Origin of the sequence: Streptomyces sp. NPDC005374, from assembly GCF_042872225.1 — a bacterium.
Taxonomy (GTDB): Bacteria; Actinomycetota; Actinomycetes; order Streptomycetales; family Streptomycetaceae; genus Streptomyces.
On the sequence record NZ_JBIAKA010000019.1, the window covers coordinates 150,252 to 169,195 of the forward strand.

The 18,944-nt window shown below is 70.8% G+C and carries 17 protein-coding genes; 13 read left to right on the forward strand and 4 right to left on the reverse strand.

The features are described 5' to 3' along the window. Positions 1-55: 55 nt before the first annotated feature. Genes ACFYRX_RS37865 through hutI form a run of 3 tightly spaced genes read left to right on the forward strand, consistent with a single transcriptional unit; the run spans position 56 to position 3,866 of the window. A complete protein-coding gene (locus tag ACFYRX_RS37865) occupies positions 56-1,258 on the forward strand; it encodes an allantoate amidohydrolase (RefSeq protein WP_389110378.1) in 1,203 nt (400 codons plus the stop codon). After that, positions 1,255-2,592 (forward strand): formimidoylglutamate deiminase, encoded by a 1,338-nt coding sequence (locus ACFYRX_RS37870; protein WP_389110197.1) that lies wholly within the window; start codon positions 1,255-1,257, stop codon positions 2,590-2,592. Before ACFYRX_RS37865 ends, ACFYRX_RS37870 begins: the two co-directional genes overlap by 4 nt. Continuing rightward, the gene (hutI, locus tag ACFYRX_RS37875; RefSeq protein ID WP_389110200.1) at positions 2,589-3,866 is read left to right on the forward strand and encodes an imidazolonepropionase; all 1,278 of its coding nucleotides are present in this window, start codon (positions 2,589-2,591) and stop codon (positions 3,864-3,866) included. Before ACFYRX_RS37870 ends, hutI begins: the two co-directional genes overlap by 4 nt. Before the next feature lie 12 nt (positions 3,867-3,878). On the opposite strand, the gene ACFYRX_RS37880 is transcribed toward hutI, so the two are convergent. Further along, the gene (locus ACFYRX_RS37880; RefSeq protein ID WP_389110203.1) at positions 3,879-5,408 is read right to left on the reverse strand and encodes a ricin-type beta-trefoil lectin domain protein; all 1,530 of its coding nucleotides are present in this window, start codon (positions 5,406-5,408) and stop codon (positions 3,879-3,881) included. A 166-nt stretch (positions 5,409-5,574) separates the two neighbouring features. After that, positions 5,575-6,489, reverse strand: coding sequence for an RNA polymerase sigma factor SigF (locus ACFYRX_RS37885; protein WP_389110205.1), 915 nt, complete (start codon positions 6,487-6,489; stop codon positions 5,575-5,577). Between the two features lie 238 nt (positions 6,490-6,727). Between ACFYRX_RS37885 and ACFYRX_RS37890 the strand changes: the two genes are divergently transcribed. The 5 genes from ACFYRX_RS37890 (at position 6,728) to ACFYRX_RS37910 (ending at position 11,246) form a co-directional block, all read left to right on the forward strand. Continuing rightward, positions 6,728-7,108: an STAS domain-containing protein gene (locus tag ACFYRX_RS37890; RefSeq protein ID WP_389110208.1), complete on the forward strand. Its 381-nt coding sequence runs from the start codon at positions 6,728-6,730 to the stop codon at positions 7,106-7,108. Between the two features lie 225 nt (positions 7,109-7,333). Beyond that, positions 7,334-7,828 (forward strand): ATP-binding protein, encoded by a 495-nt coding sequence (locus ACFYRX_RS37895; protein ID WP_389110210.1) that lies wholly within the window; start codon positions 7,334-7,336, stop codon positions 7,826-7,828. 143 nt (positions 7,829-7,971) lie between these two features. Continuing rightward, the gene (locus ACFYRX_RS37900; protein ID WP_389110213.1) at positions 7,972-8,667 is read left to right on the forward strand and encodes an LPXTG cell wall anchor domain-containing protein; all 696 of its coding nucleotides are present in this window, start codon (positions 7,972-7,974) and stop codon (positions 8,665-8,667) included. Positions 8,668-8,838: 171 nt separating this feature from the next. Further along, positions 8,839-9,930 (forward strand): hypothetical protein, encoded by a 1,092-nt coding sequence (locus tag ACFYRX_RS37905; RefSeq protein WP_389110215.1) that lies wholly within the window; start codon positions 8,839-8,841, stop codon positions 9,928-9,930. A gap of 2 nt (positions 9,931-9,932) precedes the next feature. Next, positions 9,933-11,246 carry a hypothetical protein gene (locus ACFYRX_RS37910; protein WP_389110218.1) on the forward strand — a complete coding sequence of 438 codons (1,314 nt, stop codon included), beginning with the start codon at positions 9,933-9,935 and terminating at the stop codon, positions 11,244-11,246. Between the two features lie 99 nt (positions 11,247-11,345). Here ACFYRX_RS37910 and ACFYRX_RS37915 read toward each other — a convergent pair whose 3' ends face one another. Next, positions 11,346-12,890: a peptide MFS transporter gene (locus ACFYRX_RS37915; RefSeq protein WP_389110221.1), complete on the reverse strand. Its 1,545-nt coding sequence runs from the start codon at positions 12,888-12,890 to the stop codon at positions 11,346-11,348. A gap of 295 nt (positions 12,891-13,185) precedes the next feature. Between ACFYRX_RS37915 and ACFYRX_RS37920 the strand changes: the two genes are divergently transcribed. Beyond that, the gene (locus tag ACFYRX_RS37920) at positions 13,186-13,863 is read left to right on the forward strand and encodes a response regulator transcription factor (protein ID WP_389110224.1); all 678 of its coding nucleotides are present in this window, start codon (positions 13,186-13,188) and stop codon (positions 13,861-13,863) included. Positions 13,864-13,945: 82 nt separating this feature from the next. Then, positions 13,946-15,220, forward strand: a complete 1,275-nt coding sequence (locus ACFYRX_RS37925; protein WP_389110227.1) for an ATP-binding protein — start codon at positions 13,946-13,948, stop codon at positions 15,218-15,220. 30 nt (positions 15,221-15,250) lie between these two features. Here the strand turns inward: ACFYRX_RS37925 and ACFYRX_RS37930 are convergent, their stop codons facing one another. Next, positions 15,251-15,766: a GtrA family protein gene (locus ACFYRX_RS37930; protein ID WP_389110230.1), complete on the reverse strand. Its 516-nt coding sequence runs from the start codon at positions 15,764-15,766 to the stop codon at positions 15,251-15,253. 176 nt (positions 15,767-15,942) lie between these two features. Between ACFYRX_RS37930 and ACFYRX_RS37935 the strand changes: the two genes are divergently transcribed. From ACFYRX_RS37935 to ACFYRX_RS37945, 3 genes are read left to right on the forward strand one after another with little or no spacing between them, the layout of a single operon-like run. Further along, on the forward strand, positions 15,943-17,082 hold the full coding sequence (locus ACFYRX_RS37935; protein WP_389110233.1) for a 5-(carboxyamino)imidazole ribonucleotide synthase: 1,140 nt from the start codon (positions 15,943-15,945) through the stop codon (positions 17,080-17,082). Then, complete coding sequence (purE, locus tag ACFYRX_RS37940; protein WP_389110236.1) at positions 17,079-17,603, forward strand: 5-(carboxyamino)imidazole ribonucleotide mutase; 525 nt, start codon at positions 17,079-17,081, stop codon at positions 17,601-17,603. The genes ACFYRX_RS37935 and purE overlap by 4 nt, the downstream gene beginning before the upstream one ends. A gap of 5 nt (positions 17,604-17,608) precedes the next feature. Continuing rightward, on the forward strand, positions 17,609-18,787 hold the full coding sequence (locus ACFYRX_RS37945; protein ID WP_389110239.1) for a dipeptidase: 1,179 nt from the start codon (positions 17,609-17,611) through the stop codon (positions 18,785-18,787). The last annotated feature ends 157 nt before the right edge of the window (positions 18,788-18,944 follow it).

Here is an 18,944-nt window from a genome sequence, read left to right on the forward strand (position 1 = left end):
GGCGGGCGCCGATTCCGCGACGGCTCAGGGCCGCAGCGCATCCTCCTTCCACCAGATGTGGCGCGAGCTGCTCCCCATCGGTCGGCACCCCGACTCCCACGGCTACCGCCGGTTCGCCTGGACCGGTGCGGACACCGACTGCCGGGCCTGGTTCAAGGAGCAGGCCGAGACCCGGGGACTGACCTACGAGGTCGACCGGAACGGCAACCAGTGGGCCTGGCTCGGGGATCCGGCCGCCGGGGACGCCGTCGTCACCGGGTCGCATCTCGACTCCGTACCCGACGGAGGGGCCTTCGACGGGCCCCTCGGGGTCGTGTCCTCCTTCGCCGCGCTGGACGAACTCCGGGCGCGGCGCGCCGAGTTCGACAAGCCCCTCGCCATCGTCAACTTCGGCGACGAGGAGGGGGCCCGGTTCGGCCTCGCCTGTGTCGGGTCGCGGCTCACCGCCGGGCAGCTCACCGTCGAGCAGGCGCACCGCCTGACCGACGGTGAGGGGATCACGCTCCCGCAGGCCATGGAGGCCGCCGGACACGACCCCGACCGCATCGGAGCCGACCCCGAACGGCTCGCCCGCATCGGCGCCTTCGTCGAACTGCACGTCGAGCAGGGCCGCGCGCTGGACCTGTCCGGCGACCGGGTCGGCATCGCCAGCGCCATCTGGCCGCACGGGCGCTGGAGGTTCGACTTCCGGGGCGAGGCCAACCACGCCGGCACCACCCGCCTCGTGGACCGGCGCGACCCGATGCTGTCGTACGCCGAGACCGTGCTCGCCGCCCGTCGCGAGGCCGAACTCGCCGGTGCCGTCGCCACCTTCGGCAAGATCTCCGTCGAGCCGAACGGCGTCAACGCCATCCCCTCCCTGGTGCGCGGCTGGCTCGACTCCCGCGCCGCCGACCAGGAGAGCCTGGACCAGGTGGTCGCCGGTATCGAGAAGGCGGCCAGGGAGTACGCCGACGCCCACGGCATTGCCCTCGACGTCGTCCGGGAGTCCTTCACCCCCGTCGTCGAGTTCGACCACGCCCTGCGTGACGAACTCGCCCGCGTCCTGGGCGCCGACGCCGACCTCAAAGTGCCCGTCCTCGGCACCGGCGCCGGACACGACGCCGGAATCCTCTCCGGGAGCATTCCGACCGCCATGCTGTTCGTGCGCAACCCCACCGGCGTCTCGCACTCCCCGGCGGAGTTCGCCGCCGAGGACGACTGCGTGGCCGGGGTCCTCGCGCTCGCCGACGTACTGGAAGGGCTGGCCTGCCGGTGACACCGAAGACCTACTGGCTGGAGCACGCCTGGCTCGACACCCACGTCGAGCCGGGCGTGGCCGTGTCCGTACAGGACGGCCGTATCAGCGCCGTCCGAACGGACACCGACACCCCGCCGCCCGGCGCCGAGATCCTGCGCGGACTGACGCTCCCGGGACTGGCGAACGCCCACTCGCACGCCTTCCACCGCGCCCTGCGCGGCACGGTCCAGGTCGGTTCCGGGACCTTCTGGACCTGGCGCGAGGTCATGTACTCGTTCTCCGACAAGCTGACGCCGGAGACCTACCACGCGCTGGCCCGCGCCGTGTACGCCGAGATGGCGCTGGCCGGCGTGACGGCGGTCGGTGAGTTCCACTACGTGCACCACGCCCACGGCGGCACCCGTTACGCCGACCCCAACGCGATGGGCGAGGCACTGATCGAGGCCGCCGCCGAAGCCGGTGTCCGCATCACCCTCCTCGACACCGCCTACCTTTCCTCCGGCTTCGGACAGCCCCCGAACACCCACCAGTTGCGCTTCTCCGACGGGACGGCTCAGGAATGGGCCGAACGCTGTTCAGTTCTCAAGGACCGGGATCACGCGAGGATCGGTGCGGCGATCCACTCCGTACGGGCCGTGCCCGCCGACCAGTTGGCGACCGTGGCGCGGTGGGCCGAGGAGCGGCGGGCCCCGCTCCACGTCCACCTGTCCGAGCAGACCGCCGAGAACGACGCCTGCCGTGAGGCCCACGGGTGCACGCCCACCCGGCTCCTCGCCGAGCACGGAGTCCTGGGCCCCCGTACCACCGGTGTCCACAACACCCACCTCACCGACGAGGACATCGCCCTGATCGGCGACAGCGGCACCGGCACCTGCATGTGCCCGACGACCGAACGGGACCTGGCGGACGGCATCGGACCGGCCGTCGCCCTCCAGAGGGCCGGCTCCCCGCTCTCCCTCGGCTCCGACAGCCACGCCGTCATCGACCTGCTCGAAGAGGCACGCGCGATGGAGCTCGACGAGCGCCTGCGCACCCGCAGGCGAGGTCACTGGACGGCGGCCGCCCTGCTGCGGGCGGCCTCGGCCGACGGCCACGCGGCCCTCGGCTGGGACGGCGCGGGCACCCTGGAGACCGGCGCGCTCGCCGACTTCACCACCATCGCCCTCGACACGGTCAGGACGGCAGGGCCGCTTCCGCGGCTCGGGGCCGAGACGGCCGTATTCGCTGCGTCGGCAGCAGACGTGTCGCACACGGTGGTGGGGGGTCGGCACGTCGTACGGGACGGGGTCCACGCTCTCGTACCGGATGTCCCGAAAGCCCTGGCGGACGCCGTAGCAGCCCTGCGCGGATGAAGCGCCGGAACCCGGGCAGCGAACCCGCCCCCACCGCCGACCAGGCCACCGAGGACGCCATGAGCAACGCGACGACCGTCAGCCCCGCCCACTCCGCGAGCACCGCCAGCACGCTCATCACCAACATCGCGACCCTGGTCACCAACAACCCCTCCTTCGGTGAGGGATCCCCCCTCGGACTGATCCAGGACGCGGCCGTCGTCATCGAGGGCGACCGCGTCGTGTGGACCGGTGATCAAAGCAAAGCACCCGCCACTGACAATCGGGTCGACGCAGGTGGGAGGGCCGTCCTCCCCGGCTTCGTCGACTCCCACAGCCATCTCGTCTTCGCGGGCGACCGCACCCAGGAGTTCAACGCCCGCATGTCCGGCCGGACCTACAGCGCGGGCGGCATCCGCACCACGGTCGCGGCGACACGGGCGGCGAGCGACGAGGAACTCGAACGCAACCTCACCCGCTACCTCGACGAGGCCCTGCGCCAGGGCACGACGACCTTCGAGACCAAGTCCGGCTACGGCCTGACGGTCGAGGACGAGTCGCGGGCCCTGCGCATCGCCGCCGCGCACACCGACGAGGTCACCTACCTCGGCGCCCACATCGTGTCCCCGGACCACGCCGACGACCCGGCGGCCTACGTCTCCCTCGTCACCGGCGAGATGCTCGACGCCTGCGCCCCGTACGCCCGTTGGATCGACGTCTTCTGCGAGAAGGGCGCCTTCGACGGCGACCAGGCCCGCGCGATCCTCACCGCCGGCAAGGCGAAGGGCCTGCATCCGCGCATCCACGCCAACCAGCTCTCCTACGGCCCGGGAGTCCAGCTCGCGGTCGAACTCGACGCGGCCAGCGCCGACCACTGCACCCACCTCACCGACGCGGACGTCGACGCCCTGGCCAACAGCGCGACCGTGGCCACCCTGCTGCCCGGCGCCGAGTTCTCGACGCGGGCCCAGTGGCCGGACGCCCGCCGCCTGCTGGACGCGGGGGTCACGGTCGCCCTCTCCACGGACTGCAACCCCGGCTCGTCCTTCACCTCCTCCGTCCCCTTCTGCATCGCGCTCGCGGTACGGGACATGGGGATGACCCCGGACGAGGCCCTCTGGTCGGCCACGGCGGGCGGCGCGGCGGCCCTGCGGCGCGAGGACGTCGGCCGCATCACCCCCGGCGCCTACGCCGACCTGATCCTCCTCGACGCCCCGAGCCATGTGCACCTGGCGTACCGGCCGGGGGTGCCGCTGGTCAGCGGGGTGTGGCGGCGGGGCACCCGCGTGGTCTGACGGCGGCCGCCCCTACGACGCCCCCGCCCGCCACCGCTGCCCCGCACCCCCGGTCAGCGGCTCCACCGAGAGTCCGTCACCGCCCCCCGGCGTCACCGCCGTCGCGATGGCGATCGCCGGGCGGATCACCCCGTCCGAGTCGACCGTGAAGCGCAGGTTGTCGCCGTGGTCGCCCTCGGCCGAGTCGCAGGACCAGATGCCGAGGCCCTTGTCGACGTCGCCGCGGCTGTCGAGGCAGAAGCCGGGGTCGGCCAAGGACTGGAGGACACCGCGGGCGGTGTCGACGCGCCAGCGCTGTGAGCGGGCCGAGGTGCAGGGGGCCGTGACGACGTCCGTGCCGTCGGCGAAGTCGCCGGAGACGTCCAGGCAACGGGCCGTGGAGACGTTGACCACCTGGGCGTAGGAGCCGCCCGGCGGGCGGAAGGGGGGTGGGCTCCTCCGCCGGGGCGGTGCCGAGCTCCTCGACGGGGACGGTGAGGGCGGCCTGCTCGTCGCGGAGAGGGTGGGCGAGGGCGAAAGGGAGGGCGAGACCGTCGTCGTCACCGTCACCTGCGGCGGACCCGGCAGCGTGCCGCTCGCCGAGGCGGAGGCCGATGCCCCGGACGGCCCGTCGCCGCCCCGCGCCACCAGGAACAGCAGCAGCGGCGCCAGCGCCACCCCCAGCGCCGCCGAGGCCAGCACGAGTCGACGTGGACGCGGCCCAGTACCGGACAGTGTACGGGACTTCACCCGTGATGGCGCCGCCGGCTCATCCGCGCTCCGCCCCGCGTACGCCGTACCGCCCCAGGGCAGCAGCCCCTCCGCCAGTGCCACCCTCGGGGTGTCCCGCAGAGCGCAGAGTTCCTCGTGTGCCGCCGTGCAGTGCGGGCAGTGCGCCATGTGGGCGTGCAGGTCGGTGCTGACCCGCGGGCTGTCCGGTCGTACGGACTCCTCGATGAGGCGGTGGAAGTCGGCGCAGCTCGGGTCGTCGGAGGCGGCGAGGCGGAGCTTCAGACACGTCCGGGCCAGGGACTGCAGGGCCCCCTCGGTGCCGTGGACCACGTCCGCGCGGGTGAGGCCCAGATGGTCGGCGGTGCGGTGTTCCGGCTCGGCCTCCACGAGGCCGTACCAGACGAGGCCCTGGGTGCGGGCCGGGAGGGACGCGAAGGCGGCGAGCATGGGCGGCACCGGGCTTCCCGGCGCGGCCGTGTTCAGGAGCAGGAGGACGTTCGGGTCCAGGCCGGCCGCCCGCTGGTCCCCGGCCCACTCCGCCGCCGACCGGGCCGTCAGCAGCAGGAGCCGGTGGCGCCAGGGGACGCCGGGGTCCACGCCGCGGGCCGTCTCCCGGGCCGCGAGCGTGAAGGTCTGCGCGGCCAGCTGCCGGGCGGAGCTCTCGCCGGCCGCGCAGAGGCGGGCGTAGGCCAGGACGGCGGGCTGGTGGCGGCCGCGGAGTTCCAGCAGGGCCGTGTACGCGGTGGTGGTGTCGGCGCGCAGCAGTTCGGTGAGCCGGGCGTCCGACGCTCCGGTGTGCACACCGTCTCCGGCCCCGTCGGCCCGCCCCATGCGCACCCTCCTCCTGACGTACCGGCCAGTCTGTGAGGGACCATAGTGAGGGAAGCGAACCCTTGGGGAAAGGGTTTCGCCGGGTAACCGCGAGACGTCCCGAACACACGGTGCCCGGTGTCCCACCGGACACCGGGCACACGCGCAGGTCAGTGGTGCCGACGCGTCACTCCTCGACGGTCAGCCCCTTGCGCAGCCGTACCAGCGTGCGCGAGAGCAGGCGCGAGACATGCATCTGCGAGATGCCGAGTTCGTCGCCGATCTCCGACTGGGTCATGCCCGCGACGAAGCGCAGCGAGAGGATCTGACGGTCCCGGGAGGGGAGTTCGGCGATCAGCGGCTTCAGGGACTCGACGTACTCGATGCCCTCGAGACCGTGGTCCTCGTAACCGATCCGGTCGGCCAGCGCGCCCTCGGAGTCGTCCTCCTCGGGCTGGGCGTCCAGTGAGGAGGCGGTGTACGCGTTGGAGGCGGCCATGCCCTCGACGACCTCGTCCTTGGACAGCCCCAGACGCTCGGCGAGCTCGCCCACCGTCGGGGCGCGGTCGAGCTTCTGGGCCAGCTCGTCGCCGGCCTTCGCCAGGTCGAGCCGGAGCTCCTGGAGGCGGCGCGGCACCCGCACCGACCACGAGGTGTCGCGGAAGAACCGCTTGATCTCACCCACGATGGTTGGCATCGCGAAAGTGGGGAACTCCACTCCGCGGCTGAGTTCGAAGCGATCGATCGCCTTGATCAGGCCGATGGTGCCGACCTGGATGATGTCCTCCATCGGCTCACTGCGGGAGCGGAAGCGGGAGGCTGCGAACTTGACCAGGGCGAGGTTCAGTTCGACGAGCGTGTTACGGACGTACGAGTACTCGGGCGTGCCCTCCTCCAGCGACTCCAGCCGCGCGAAGAGGGTCTTGGAGAGCGCGCGCGCATCCACGGCCCCGACCTCTTCGAAAGGTGGGATGTCCGGAAGCCCGGCGAGCACATCGCCTTCGCTGTCCTGCTCGATGGGATTCAGATGTTCCGGGGGGGATGTCGACGTCGCCTGATGGGTATGCGAGGCGTCGAGCCGGGGTGACATGATGTCCTCCATCGTTCTCGGCATATGGCTGCCGAAGCCAGTTCGTGCACTGCGGTGTGCGGCGCCTCCAAAGCCGGCCGTGTCGAGTACGTGTCTGTACTAGCCCTACCCGGTTTCCCGAGCCGACCGCAAGTGTCTTTTGTGTGGTTATGTCCGTTTGTGTGTGATTGTTCGGGTGTCGGAGGGTGTGGAGAAGGCGTAGTGTTCGAGGACGTCAACAGCAGCCACGACGTCGGGAGAGAGAGACGGCATGGACCGCGGGACGGTCGGCAGCGCACAGTCTGGCCGGCTTCTGGTTGAGGTGCGGCAAGAGGGCTCCAGCGCCGTCGTGACTCCAGCAGGTGAGTTGGATCACCACACGGCCGATTTGTTGCGTGAGCCACTCGAGGCCTGCCTCGCCAAGGGAACGAGCCGACTCGTCGTCGACTGCACACGGCTGGAGTTCTGTGACTCCACCGGGCTGAACGTGCTGCTGGGGGCGCGGCTGAAAGCCGAGGCGGCGGGGGGTGGCGTACATCTTGCGGGCATGCTGCCCGTCGTGGCGCGGGTCTTCGAGATCACGGGGGCCGATGCGGTCTTCACCGTGCACGACACGCTCGACGAGGCCCTGGCGGACGGGACCGGAGGCTGAGGCGGGGAGTCGAGCGGCGGCCCAGGTGCCCCCGCTCGCGCCCCGCTCGTCTCCTGCGACCGGCACTCACCAGGTGTCACTTTCCCCAGGGCGGACATACGTCCCGAATGGAGGGGTGTTCTACCGGTCCGCCCGGGCAGGAGACATCCGTACTGACTGTTTGGTGAGCGACCTTGCAGTGACGTTCCAAATCGTGAACCGGTGAATCGGTGAGGTGAAGCGCTGATGAGCACCACCCGGCCCTGCTCGCCGGGCGACCGTGACCCGGAGCCCAGCGTGGAGCCAGGCGGCGAAGCCGACGTGTCGACGGGGCGGCAGGTTCGCCGGCTGAGCTTCGACGGTGAGAGCGGGGTCGTTCCGCTCGCCCGCGACTTCACCCGGCAGGCGTTGTACGCGTGGGGCTGGCTGCCCGCGGCGTCCGCGGACCGGCGGGCCGCGGCCGAGGATGTGCTGCTCGTCGTCTCCGAGCTGGTGACGAACGCCTGTCTGCATGCCGCGGGGCCCGACCAGTTGTGGCTCTCCTGCGACAACAAGGTGATCCGCATCGAGGTCTCGGACGCGGGCAGCGGGGAGCCCTCGCCGCGGAATCCGCACCAGGCGGGACGCCCCGGCGGGCACGGCATGTTCATCGTGCAACGGCTCTGCCTGGACTGGGGGGTCGTACGGACTCCCGGGACGGTCGGCAAGACCGTGTGGGCGGAACTGGGAACACCCGCCTGACACCGGGCGGGCGGCCGGACGGCTCCCGCCCGGTTGTGTCCCCACAGTTCCGACACTTACTTTCTCTTCCTTCCTCTGGTGCCCCGGCGTACCTTGACGGCCGATCTGATGTGCCGTCAGGAACGAGTAAGGGGAGCGGAACCGTGTCATACCCGAAACGAACCGCCGTGCTCGCGTCCATCGCGGCCCTGGCCGGCTCGGCGGTGCTGATGACCGCCCCCGCTGCCCACGCCGAGGTCGTGAACGTCAACTACCAGTGCAAGACGCCGATCGGCGACAAGAGCGCCGTCTCGCCCATCGACATCAAGGGCGTCAAGAGCGGCAGCGGCTACAGGATGACCATGTCCTGGCAGAAGGGGGTCTCCTCCAGCCCGGTCGATCTCGGCAAGGGCGCGATGAACCCGAGTGCCACCATCAAGCTGGGCGGCGCGGACAGCGGGACGATGAACGTGACGGGCCCGGCCAACCAGGCCGTCGTGCCCGCCAACACCCCCATCAAGATCAACGACCTGACCGGGACGTACACCCCGAAGAAGTCCGGCAAGGTCACCTTCACCCCCGGCGTGCTCACCATCAAGGCGCTCGGTACGACGACCACGTGCACGCCGACCAACAGTCCCGGCGCCGCGCTGACCCTCGACGTCACCGCAGCCTCGGGCTCGTCCGGCGGCACCGGGAGCGACAGCGGCGCAGACGACCCGGGCGCGGCGCTCCCGCAGACCGGCCCCGAGGACTCGGTGATCGCCCTCGGCACGCTCGGCGGCACGGTGCTGCTCGCGGGCGCCGCGGGCGGGCTGTGGCTGACCCGGCGCAACCAGGCGGCCCGCGTACGCCGCTGACCTGCCCGGGCCGGTTTCGTGCACCCGCCCATGCTGCGTGACACCCCTCCTTTGCCGGAGCCCGCTGGAGCCGCTTATGCCGTCCGCCGCACGTGTCCCGCCGCCCCTGGCCCTCCCGTGGCCCCTGCCCCAGTCCCCGTGTGCGGAAGCCGAGTTGACGGGAGTGACGACGTGAGCCCGAACGGCAAGGCGCGGGTGGCGGTGTGGGCGGCGGTGCTCGCGCTGCTGTTCACACCCCTGGCCGGGACGGCGGCCGCGGCGGACGGACCGAGTGTGAAGCTGTCCAAGTCCCAGGCGGGGACCGGTGGTTCCATCACCGTGAGCGGCGACGGCTGGCGCGAGCGGGCGCTGCTGATGATCCTCGTCTGCGGACAGGCCGTGCCCTCGCGCGGGGTCCCCGGGGGCACCAACTCCTGTGCCAACGCGGACGGCCGGGCCGTCACCACGGACTCGGCCGGCCGCTTCAGCAAGAAGGTGCCGGTCTCGGAGCCGCCGGTGCCCTGCCCCTGCGTCGTGCACGTGGCCACCGTGACGGGGACCAAGGCCGAGGCCGACGCGATCTTCCAGGTGGCCGGGCACGCCGTGGAACCGCTCCCGGCGGACACCTCCGGCGGCCGGCTGTCCGTCCTCACCGACACCCGCCTTGATGGCTCCGGAGGCCTGCTGACCTGGTTCGGGGCACCCCCCACCCGCACCCTCGTCTTCACTGTCGGAAACATCGGCACCTCCGACGTCAAGAATCCCGTCTTCCAAGTCGGCACCGCGCACGGCGTGTTCGCCCCGCAGTGGGACGAACAGCAGTGGCGCGGCACGATCCGGCCGGGCGGGAAAGCCCGCATCGAACTGCCCGTCGAGCTCTCGGGCGGCGCGCACGGCGACTACACGGTGTCGTTGGAGTACGGCGGCAAGGTGCTCGCCGAACAGCCCTGGGGCGTAGGCCGGCCCTGGGGCGTGACCCTGTTCTGGATCCTGGTCTGCCTGGTCGTGCCGGCGGCGCTGTTCCGCATCGGCATGGCCGTCGTGGACCGGATCCGGCCGCGGCACACCGGGACCGTCCGGCGCCGTGGACCGCGACTGCCCGAACTCGCCCTGCGCCTGCCGGGATTCAAGCCCTCCACGGCCGCGCACGCGGCCACCCCGACGCCCACCCTGCCGTGGTTCACCCCGGACGCGGATCCGGGCGCGGCCGGTGGCCGGCTCTCCGCACCGCACGACGACAGCCCGACGAGTCCGACGACTCCCACGAGAGAGGGAACCACGTGAGCATGCGAAGGAGAGTCCCACCGGCCGGCGGGCCGAGACGAACGGGCGCGGCGGGCCTGGTGCTGGCGCTGACCGGGGCGGGCGTGGTCCTCGGCCTGGCCGCCGGGCCCGCCCAGGCTGCGGAGGTGTCGTTCGCGACCCGGTGCGTACCGCCCGCCGGCGTCGGACTCGACCCCGTCGACGGCACCACCAAGGTCGAGATCACCGCGCCGGCCACGGCGAAGGTCGGTGACGAGATCGACGTGGTGTGGAAGTTCACCCAGGCCGCGTCCAAGAACCCGAACATCATCGACCTGCCGGCCAACTCGGTGCAGCCGACCGGCACGTTGAAGGCGTCCGGCGCCCAGAGCGCCGACATCGCCATGACCGGGCCGCGCGAGAACCCGGCCATCCCCAAGGGCTCCGACATGGTGCTGTCCGACATGAAGGGCACGCTGAAACTGACGGCGGCCGGGGAACTCACGCTGACGCCGGGCGCGTACACGGTGAACGCGATGGGGACCAACACGGTGTGCACGCCGACGGAGACGGTTCCGAAGGCGGCGAGCATCGACGTGGCCGAGGGCGACGGGACGCCGACACCCACGGAGACCGGGACCGGGTCGCCCGACCCGACCGACAGCGCGACGCCGACCGACAGCGGCACGCCGACCGACGACGGGAGCCCGACCCCGACCGCGTCGGACGACGGGCAGACCGACTTCACCGGCGAGCAGGTCGACATCGACTACACCTGCCAGTCGCCCATCGGGGAGAAGAAGGCCACCTCCACGATCCAGATCAACGCCAAGAAGGACGGCGGCAGTTACGGCCTCACCGTGCAGTTCAAGAACTCCCCGATGGACAGCCCCGCCGACATCCCCGCGGACTCGGTGAAGCCCTCCATGGACGTCGTCCTGGGCGGCGCCGACACGGGCTCGGTCCACGTCGAGGGCCCCACCAACTCCGAGCCCATCAAGACGGGCGACCCGATGGAGATCACGGACATGACGGGCACGTACAAGCCGGGGGCGACGGGTGAGTCGACGCTGTCCCCGGGTGTCCTGACGATCAAGGCCCTGGGCACGACGACCACCTGCACACCGGACAGCACGCAGGTCTCCCTGACCCTGACGACGGAGGAGCAGGAGGGCGGGGCGTCGGGAGGTTCGTCGAGTTCGGGCGGCTCTTCATCGGGCGGGTCGACCAGCGGCGGCCTGGCCGCGACGGGCGCGGACGACCACGCGGCCCTGAAGTCCCTGGGCCTGGTGGCGGGAACGGCGGTCCTGCTGGGAGCGGCGGTGTTCACGTTCATGCCCGGAAGGCGGACGAGGTGAGGCAGTCAGGGGCGCGGGGAACCGCGCACATCGGTGAAGCACACGGGGCCGCCGCACCCGGGCAGGTGCAGCGGCCCCGTCGGTTCAGCCCGTGCGGGCCTAGCGGACGTCCCCCATGAGGGACTTCACCTTCCGCCGGTACATCCACACCGCGAACCCGGCGAGAGCCGCCAGCGCCGCCTCCCCGAACACCGCCGGCGTCCCGCTGAGGTCGACCCCCGCGATCGCCGGGTTGGACAGCAGACCGGTGATCGAGTCGCCCGCGGTGACCGCGAGGAACCAGACCCCCATCATCTGCGAGGCGTACTTGGCGGGAGCCATCTTCGTCGTCACCGACAGTCCGACCGGCGACAGGCACAGCTCACCCACGGTCTGGATGAAGTAGATGCCCACCAGCCACATCGGGCTGACCGCGGTGCCGTTCGCCGCCATGGCGATCGGGACCAGGAAGAAGAAGAACGAGACGCCGACCAGCACCAGGCCCATCGAGAACTTCACGATGGTGCCGGGCTCCCTGCCCTGCCGGTTCAGCCACACCCAGACCCAGGCGAAGACCGGGGCCAGCGCCATGATGAACAGCGGGTTCAGCGACTGGTACCAGGAGGTCGGGAAGTCGAAGCCGAGCAGTGAGCCGGAGACCTTCTGGTCGTTCGAGCCGAACGCCTGGACCGTGGACGCGCCCTGGTCGTAGATCATCCAGAACACGGCGGCCGCGACGAAGAACCAGATGTAGCCGGACATCTTCGACTGCTCGGTGGCCGAGAGCTCCTTGTCGCGCTTGATGCGCAGCAGCACACCCGCCGGGACGACGAGGCCGATGACGGTGAGCGGGATCATCGCCCAGTTCAGCGTGAAGTGACCGGTGAACCCGACGACGCCGTAGAAGACGGTCGCGGCGATCACCCACAGCAAACCCTTGCGCAGCCAGGCCGCGCGCTCCTCGGCCGCAAGCGGCTTGGGCACGACGGCGCTCTGCGGGCTCAGGTTGCGGGTGCCGAGCAGGAACGCGGCCAGACCGATCGCCATGCCGACCGCGGCCATGCCGAAGCCGAGGTGCCAGCTGACCTCCTGGCCGACGGTGCCGATGGCCAGCGGGGCGAAGAACGCGCCCGCGTTGATGCCCATGTAGAAGATCGTGAAGCCGCCGTCGCGGCGCGGGTCGTCCGGGCCGTCGTACAGGTGGCCCACCATCGTGGAGATGTTGGCCTTGAGCAGACCGGAGCCGGCCGCGACGAGCGCGAGGCCCGCGAAGAACGGCGCCTGGCCGCCGGGCAGCGCCAGCGTGAGGTGACCGGCCATGATCGTGACGGCCGCGATGGCCACCGTCTTGCGGGGGCCCCAGACGCGGTCGCCGAGCCAGCCGCCGGGCATGGCGAGCAGATAGACCATCGCCGAGTAGACGGAGACGATCACGGTGGTGGTCGCCACGTCCATCGCGAGGCCGCCGCCCATGCTGCCCTTGCCGGCATCGGCGCCGCCGGAGAGCAGATAGACGGTGAGCAGGGCCTTCATCCCGTAGTAGGAGAACCTCTCCCACATCTCGGTCATGAAGAGTGTGGCCAGTCCGCGGGGGTGGCCGAAGAAGGCTTTGTCGGAACCGGGGGTGCCCGGAGTCACCGAGTCCTTCGTCAGGCTGGACGCCATGGTCGTTCCTTGCTGGTGGAGGTGTACCGCACACAAAAGGGACCTTCGGCATCAAGCGCGCCAAAGGTCTCCACGGTGCTGGAGGCGTCCTATCACCATACGGCAGGACAGTGCCGGAAATGGAATGACTTGAGACATGGAACACAGGCAATCACGGAACCGTACACCCAGTTTCTAAGGCCTTTTCATGGTTCTCACCGCATGTACACAGGTTCGCTCGGGTAAGCCGAAAGGTAAGAATCACGGGGTGGCGATCACACCACAGCATCTGTCAAGAGGCGTCTACCATCAGCTCATGACCCGTGTACTGCTCGCCGAGGACGATGCGTCCATTTCGGAGCCGCTGGCCCGCGCCCTGCGCCGGGAAGGGTACGAGGTCGAGGTGCGTGAGGACGGCCCCACCGCACTCGACGCCGGAATGCAGGGCGGCATTGACCTGGTCGTGCTCGACCTGGGTCTGCCCGGCATGGACGGCCTCGAGGTGGCCCGCCGACTGCGCGCCGAAGGCCACGCCGTACCGATCCTCATCCTGACCGCGCGCGCCGACGAGGTGGACACCGTCGTCGGTCTCGACGCGGGCGCCGACGACTACGTCACCAAGCCCTTCCGGCTCGCCGAACTGCTCGCCCGGGTCCGGGCCCTGCTGCGGCGCGGGGCGGCCGAGCCGTCGCAGCCGCCCGCCACCCACGGGGTGCGGATCGACGTCGAGTCGCACCGCGCGTGGATGGGCGAGGAGGAACTCCAGCTCACGGCGAAGGAGTTCGACCTGCTCCGGGTCCTGGTACGGGACGCCGGCCGCGTCGTGACCCGGGACCAGCTGATGCGGGAGGTCTGGGACACCACGTGGTGGTCGTCGACCAAGACGCTGGACATGCACATCTCCTGGCTCCGCAAGAAGCTGGGGGACGACGCCGCGAACCCCCGGTACATCGCCACCGTGCGTGGAGTCGGGTTCCGGTTCGAGAAGAGCTAGGGGCCACGGGCCGACGCGCGACCGGCCGCCGTGTGCGGTCGGTCGCGCGGCCTTTGAGTGGGTCACCTGGCCGGAGGGCTTTGTGCGTCGCCGTTTGATTCAGTCCACGCTCGCCGTAGTGCTCGTGGTCATCGCCGTGTTCGGGGTGTCCCTCGTCATCGTCGAGACGCGGACCATCAGCAACAGCGCCCAGGAGCGCGTCGACTCCGAGGCGATCCGGCTGGTCGGCATCGTGGACAGCCGTTTGTTCGCCCACGAGGACGTGACCGCCGAGATACTGCGCGACCAGGTGGCGCAGGAACGGTACGCCGTGATCCGGCTCCCGGGGCAACCGCCGATCGAGGTCGGCTCCCAGGTGTCCGGCGAGGTCATCAGCTCCACGGAGAAGGGCGAGGAGGGCGAGACGGTCACCGTGCAGGAGCCGCGCTCCTCGGTGACCCGGGAGGTCGGACGCACGCTGCTGATCATCGGCCTGGTGGCGCTGCTCGCGGTGATCGCGGCGGTGCTCCTCGCGATCCGCCAGGCCAACAAGCTCTCCGCGCCGCTCACCGACCTCGCCGAGACCGCCGAACGACTCGGCTCCGGCGACCCGCGGCCCCGGCACAAGCGCTACGGCGTCCCCGAGCTGGACCGGGTCGCCGACGTCCTGGACTCCTCGGCCGAGCGCATCGCCCGCATGCTCACGGCGGAACGGCGCCTGGCCGCCGACGCCTCCCACCAGCTGCGTACACCGCTGACCGCGTTGTCGATGCGCCTGGAGGAGATCACCCTCACCGACGACCCGGACACGGTGAAGGAGGAGGCGAACGTCGCGCTCACCCAGGTGGAGCGGCTGACGGACGTGGTCGAGCGGCTGCTGACCAACTCCCGTGACCCGCGCGCCGGGAACGCCGTCACCTTCGACCTCGACGAGGTCATCCAGCAGCAGCTCGCCGAGTGGCGGCCCGCGTACCGCAGTGCGGGGCGGGCGATCGTCAGCTCCGGCAAACGGCACCTCACCGCCGTCGGAACGCCGGGGGCGGTCGCGCAGGTGCTGGCCGCGTTGATCGAGAACTCCCTGATGCACGGCGGTGGCACGGTGGCGTTGCGCACGCGCGTCACCGGGAACCAGTCCGTGATCGAGGTCACCGACGAGGGCCCCGGGGTGCCCGCCGATCTCGGTGCGCGGATCTTCGAGCGGACGATCAGCGGCCGCAACTCCACGGGCATCGGGCTGGCCGTGGCCCGCGACCTGGCGGAGGCCGACGGGGGCCGTCTTGAGATGCTCCAGGCCCAGCCGCCGGTGTTCGGCCTGTTCCTGTCCCGGACGCCGTTGAAGTCGGTGGCGATGGAGGACGACGAGCCGATGGTTCGGTGACCTGAGGCAGCCGGAATTCGGCGGCTCGGCTCAGCGCACCCGCTGCTCGGGCCGGGGCTTGCGCGCCGCCACCTGCTCGGCTTCCGTCAGGAAGGACTCCGCGCTGGCGACCGCCTCGCGGGCGGGCAGGGTCTTGAAGACCCAGCTGCGGTAGGACCAGAAGCGGAACAGGGTCGCGATGCCGATGCCGACGAACTTGAAGATGTTGCTCTGCAGCGGGCTGTCCCAGCCGAAACTGTAGGTCGCCACGTAGAGGATGCCGTTCTCGATGACCAGGCCGACCGCGCTGAACAGCAGGAACAGGGTCAGTTCCTTCGTGCGGCCGCTCTTGTCGCGGTCGCGGTACGTGAAGTACCGGAACCCTATGTAGTTGAAGACGATCGCGACGACCGTGGCGATCACGCTCGCCCGGACCACCGCGAGCTCGGTGAGATGCCGGACGAGGTTGAAGACGGCAAGGTTGACGAGGAGCCCCGCTCCGCCCACCGCACCGAATGTGGCGACCTCGCGCACGGCCCTTCGCAGCCCTGAGGAACCATGTCCCATGGTCGTACAGGCCCCCAGTCGGTCGGTTTCGTCAACTCAGCCATGCTAACCATCCGCCTTCCCGGTTGCCTGTGGATGAACTCACACTCATGGGAACAAGCTGGGAACAAGCTGGTAAGAGGACCGGTAAGAGGCGCGGAATCCGGCCGCGGTGGCGTGACCGATACCCTGGGCCCGTGACGTTCCCCGTAGTCGGCATGGTCGGCGGAGGCCAGCTCGCTCGTATGACACACGAGGCAGGCATCCCGCTCGGCATCAGGTTCAAGCTCCTCAGTGACACCCCTCAGGATTCCGCGGCGCAGGTGGTGAGCGATGTCGTCATCGGCGACTATCACGACCTCGACACGCTGCGTGAGTTCGCGCGCGGGTGCGATGTGATCACCTTCGATCACGAACACGTACCCACCGAGCACCTCAGAGCCCTGGAGGCGGACGGCATCCCCGTGCGCCCCGGCCCCGACGCGCTCGTGCACGCCCAGGACAAGGGCGTGATGCGGGCGAGACTCGACGCGATCGGCGTTCCGTGCCCACGGCACCGGATCGTCAGCGATCCCGAGGACGTGGCGGCCTTCGCGGAAGAGGGCGACGGCTTCCCCGTCGTCCTCAAGACCGTGCGCGGCGGTTACGACGGCAAGGGCGTGTGGGTCGTGGACTCCGTCGAGGAGGCCGCGGACCCCTTCCGGGCCGGCGTGCCCGTCCTCGCCGAGGAGAAGGTCGACTACGTCCGGGAACTCGCCGCCAACGTCGTACGGTCGCCGCACGGCCAGGCCGTCGCCTACCCGGTCGTCGAGTCGCAGCAGGTGAACGGCGTCTGCGACACCGTGATCGCCCCCGCGCCCGGCCTGGACGAGTCCCTCGCGCTCAGGGCCGAGGAGATGGCCCTCAACATCGCCAAGGAACTGGGCGTCGTCGGCCACCTCGCCGTCGAGCTGTTCCAGACCCGCGACGGCCGCATCCTCGTCAACGAGCTCGCGATGCGCCCGCACAACTCGGGCCACTGGTCGATGGACGGCGCGATCACTTCGCAGTTCGCCAACCACGTCCGGGCCGTCCTCGACCTCCCGCTCGGCGACCCGCGCCCGCGCGCGAAGTGGACCGTCATGGTCAACGTCCTCGGCGGCGACTTCCCCGACATGTACTCCGCGTACCTGCACTGCATGGCCCGCGACCCCAAGCTGAAGATCCACATGTACGGCAAGGACGTGAAGCCCGGCCGCAAGGTCGGCCACGTCAACACCTACGGCGACGACCTGGACGACGTTCTCGAACGCGCACGTCACGCTGCCGGCTACCTGAGAGGCACGATCACCGAATGAGCCCCGTTGTTGGCATCGTCATGGGTTCGGACAGCGACTGGCCCGTCATGGAGGCCGCCGCCCAGGCCCTCGACGAGTTCGAGATCGCGTACGAGGTCGACGTCGTCTCCGCGCACCGCATGCCGCGCGAGATGATCACGTACGGCGAGCAGGCGGACGGGCGCGGCCTGAAGGTCATCATCGCGGGGGCCGGTGGCGCCGCCCACCTCCCCGGCATGCTCGCCTCCGTGACCCCGCTGCCGGTCATCGGCGTCCCGGTCCCGCTGAAGTACCTCGACGGCATGGACTCGTTGCTCTCCATCGTGCAGATGCCGGCCGGTGTCCCGGTCGCGACCGTCTCCGTCGCCGGCGCCCGCAACGCGGGTCTGCTCGCGGCCCGGATCCTCGCCACCCACGACGAGGAACTCCTCGGCCGGATGCGGGAGTTCCAGCAGGAGCTGAACGACCAGGCCACCGAGAAGGGCAAGCGCCTGCGCGCCAAGGTCGAGAGCCCGGGCAACGGCTTCGGCTTCGGGAAGTGACGGCCGTGACCGCACTGGAGACAGCCCGGGAACTCCTCGCCGAGTTCCCGGTCGTCGACGGCCACAACGACCTGCCCTGGGCACTGCGCGAACAGGTCCGCTACGACCTCGACGCCCGTGACATCGCCACGGACCAGTCGGCCCACCTGCACACGGACCTGGCACGCCTTCGGGCCGGCGGGGTCGGTGCGCAGTACTGGTCGGTGTACGTCCGCTCGGACCTGCCGGGCGCGGTACCGGCGACGCTGGAACAGATCGACTGCGTACGGCAGTTGATCGCGCGGCACCCGTCGGATCTGCGCGCCGCGCTCACCGCGGCGGACATGGAGGCGGCGCGCGCGGAGGGCCGTATCGCCTCCCTGATGGGGGCCGAAGGCGGCCATTCCATCGCCAACTCCCTTGCCACGCTACGCGCGTTGTACGCGCTCGGGGTGCGCTACATGACCCTCACCCACAACGACAACGTGGACTGGGCGGACTCGGCGACCGACGAGCCCGGCGTCGGGGGCCTGTCCGCCTTCGGCCGTGCGGTGGTGGCGGAGATGAACCGTGAGGGCATGCTCGTCGACCTCTCGCACGTGGCGGCGACGACCATGCGGGACGCGCTCGACGCCTCGCTGGCGCCGGTGATCTTCTCGCACTCCTCCTCGCGGGCGGTGTGCGACCACCCGCGCAACGTCCCGGACGACGTGCTGGAACGGCTCCCGGCCAACGGCGGCATGGCGATGGTGACCTTCGTCCCGAAGTTCGTCCTGCAGGCCGCCGTGGACTGGACGGCCGCGGCCGACGAGAACATGCGCGAGCACGGCTTCCACCACCTCGCGACCACCCCCGAGGCGATGAAGGTGCACCGCGCCTTCGAGGAGCACCACCCACGCCCGGTCGCCACGGTCTCGACGGTCGCCGACCACCTGGACCACATGCGCGAGGTCGCCGGCGTGGACCACATCGGCATCGGCGGCGACTACGACGGCACGGCCTTCACCCCCGACGGCCTCGACGACGTCTCCGGCTATCCGAACCTGATCGCCGAACTCCTCGACCGGGGCTGGTCGAAGCCCGACCTGGCCAAGCTCACCTGGCGCAACGCGGTCCGCGTACTGGGCGCGGGGGAGGACGTGGCGCGGGACCTTCGGGCGACCCGCGCGCCGTCCAACGCGACCATCGAGTCGCTGGACGGCTGACCGCCGTCGGCCTCCGGGCGGGGCGGTCGGTGCAGCCGTCCGCCCCGCCCGCACACGTCAGCCACCGCGCCTGATCCGCCGTACCCCCGAACGCCGCGCCCACCGAGAAGCCCCCCGCGCTCCGTGCGACGGTGACCGTACGGCGATCAGGCGATCA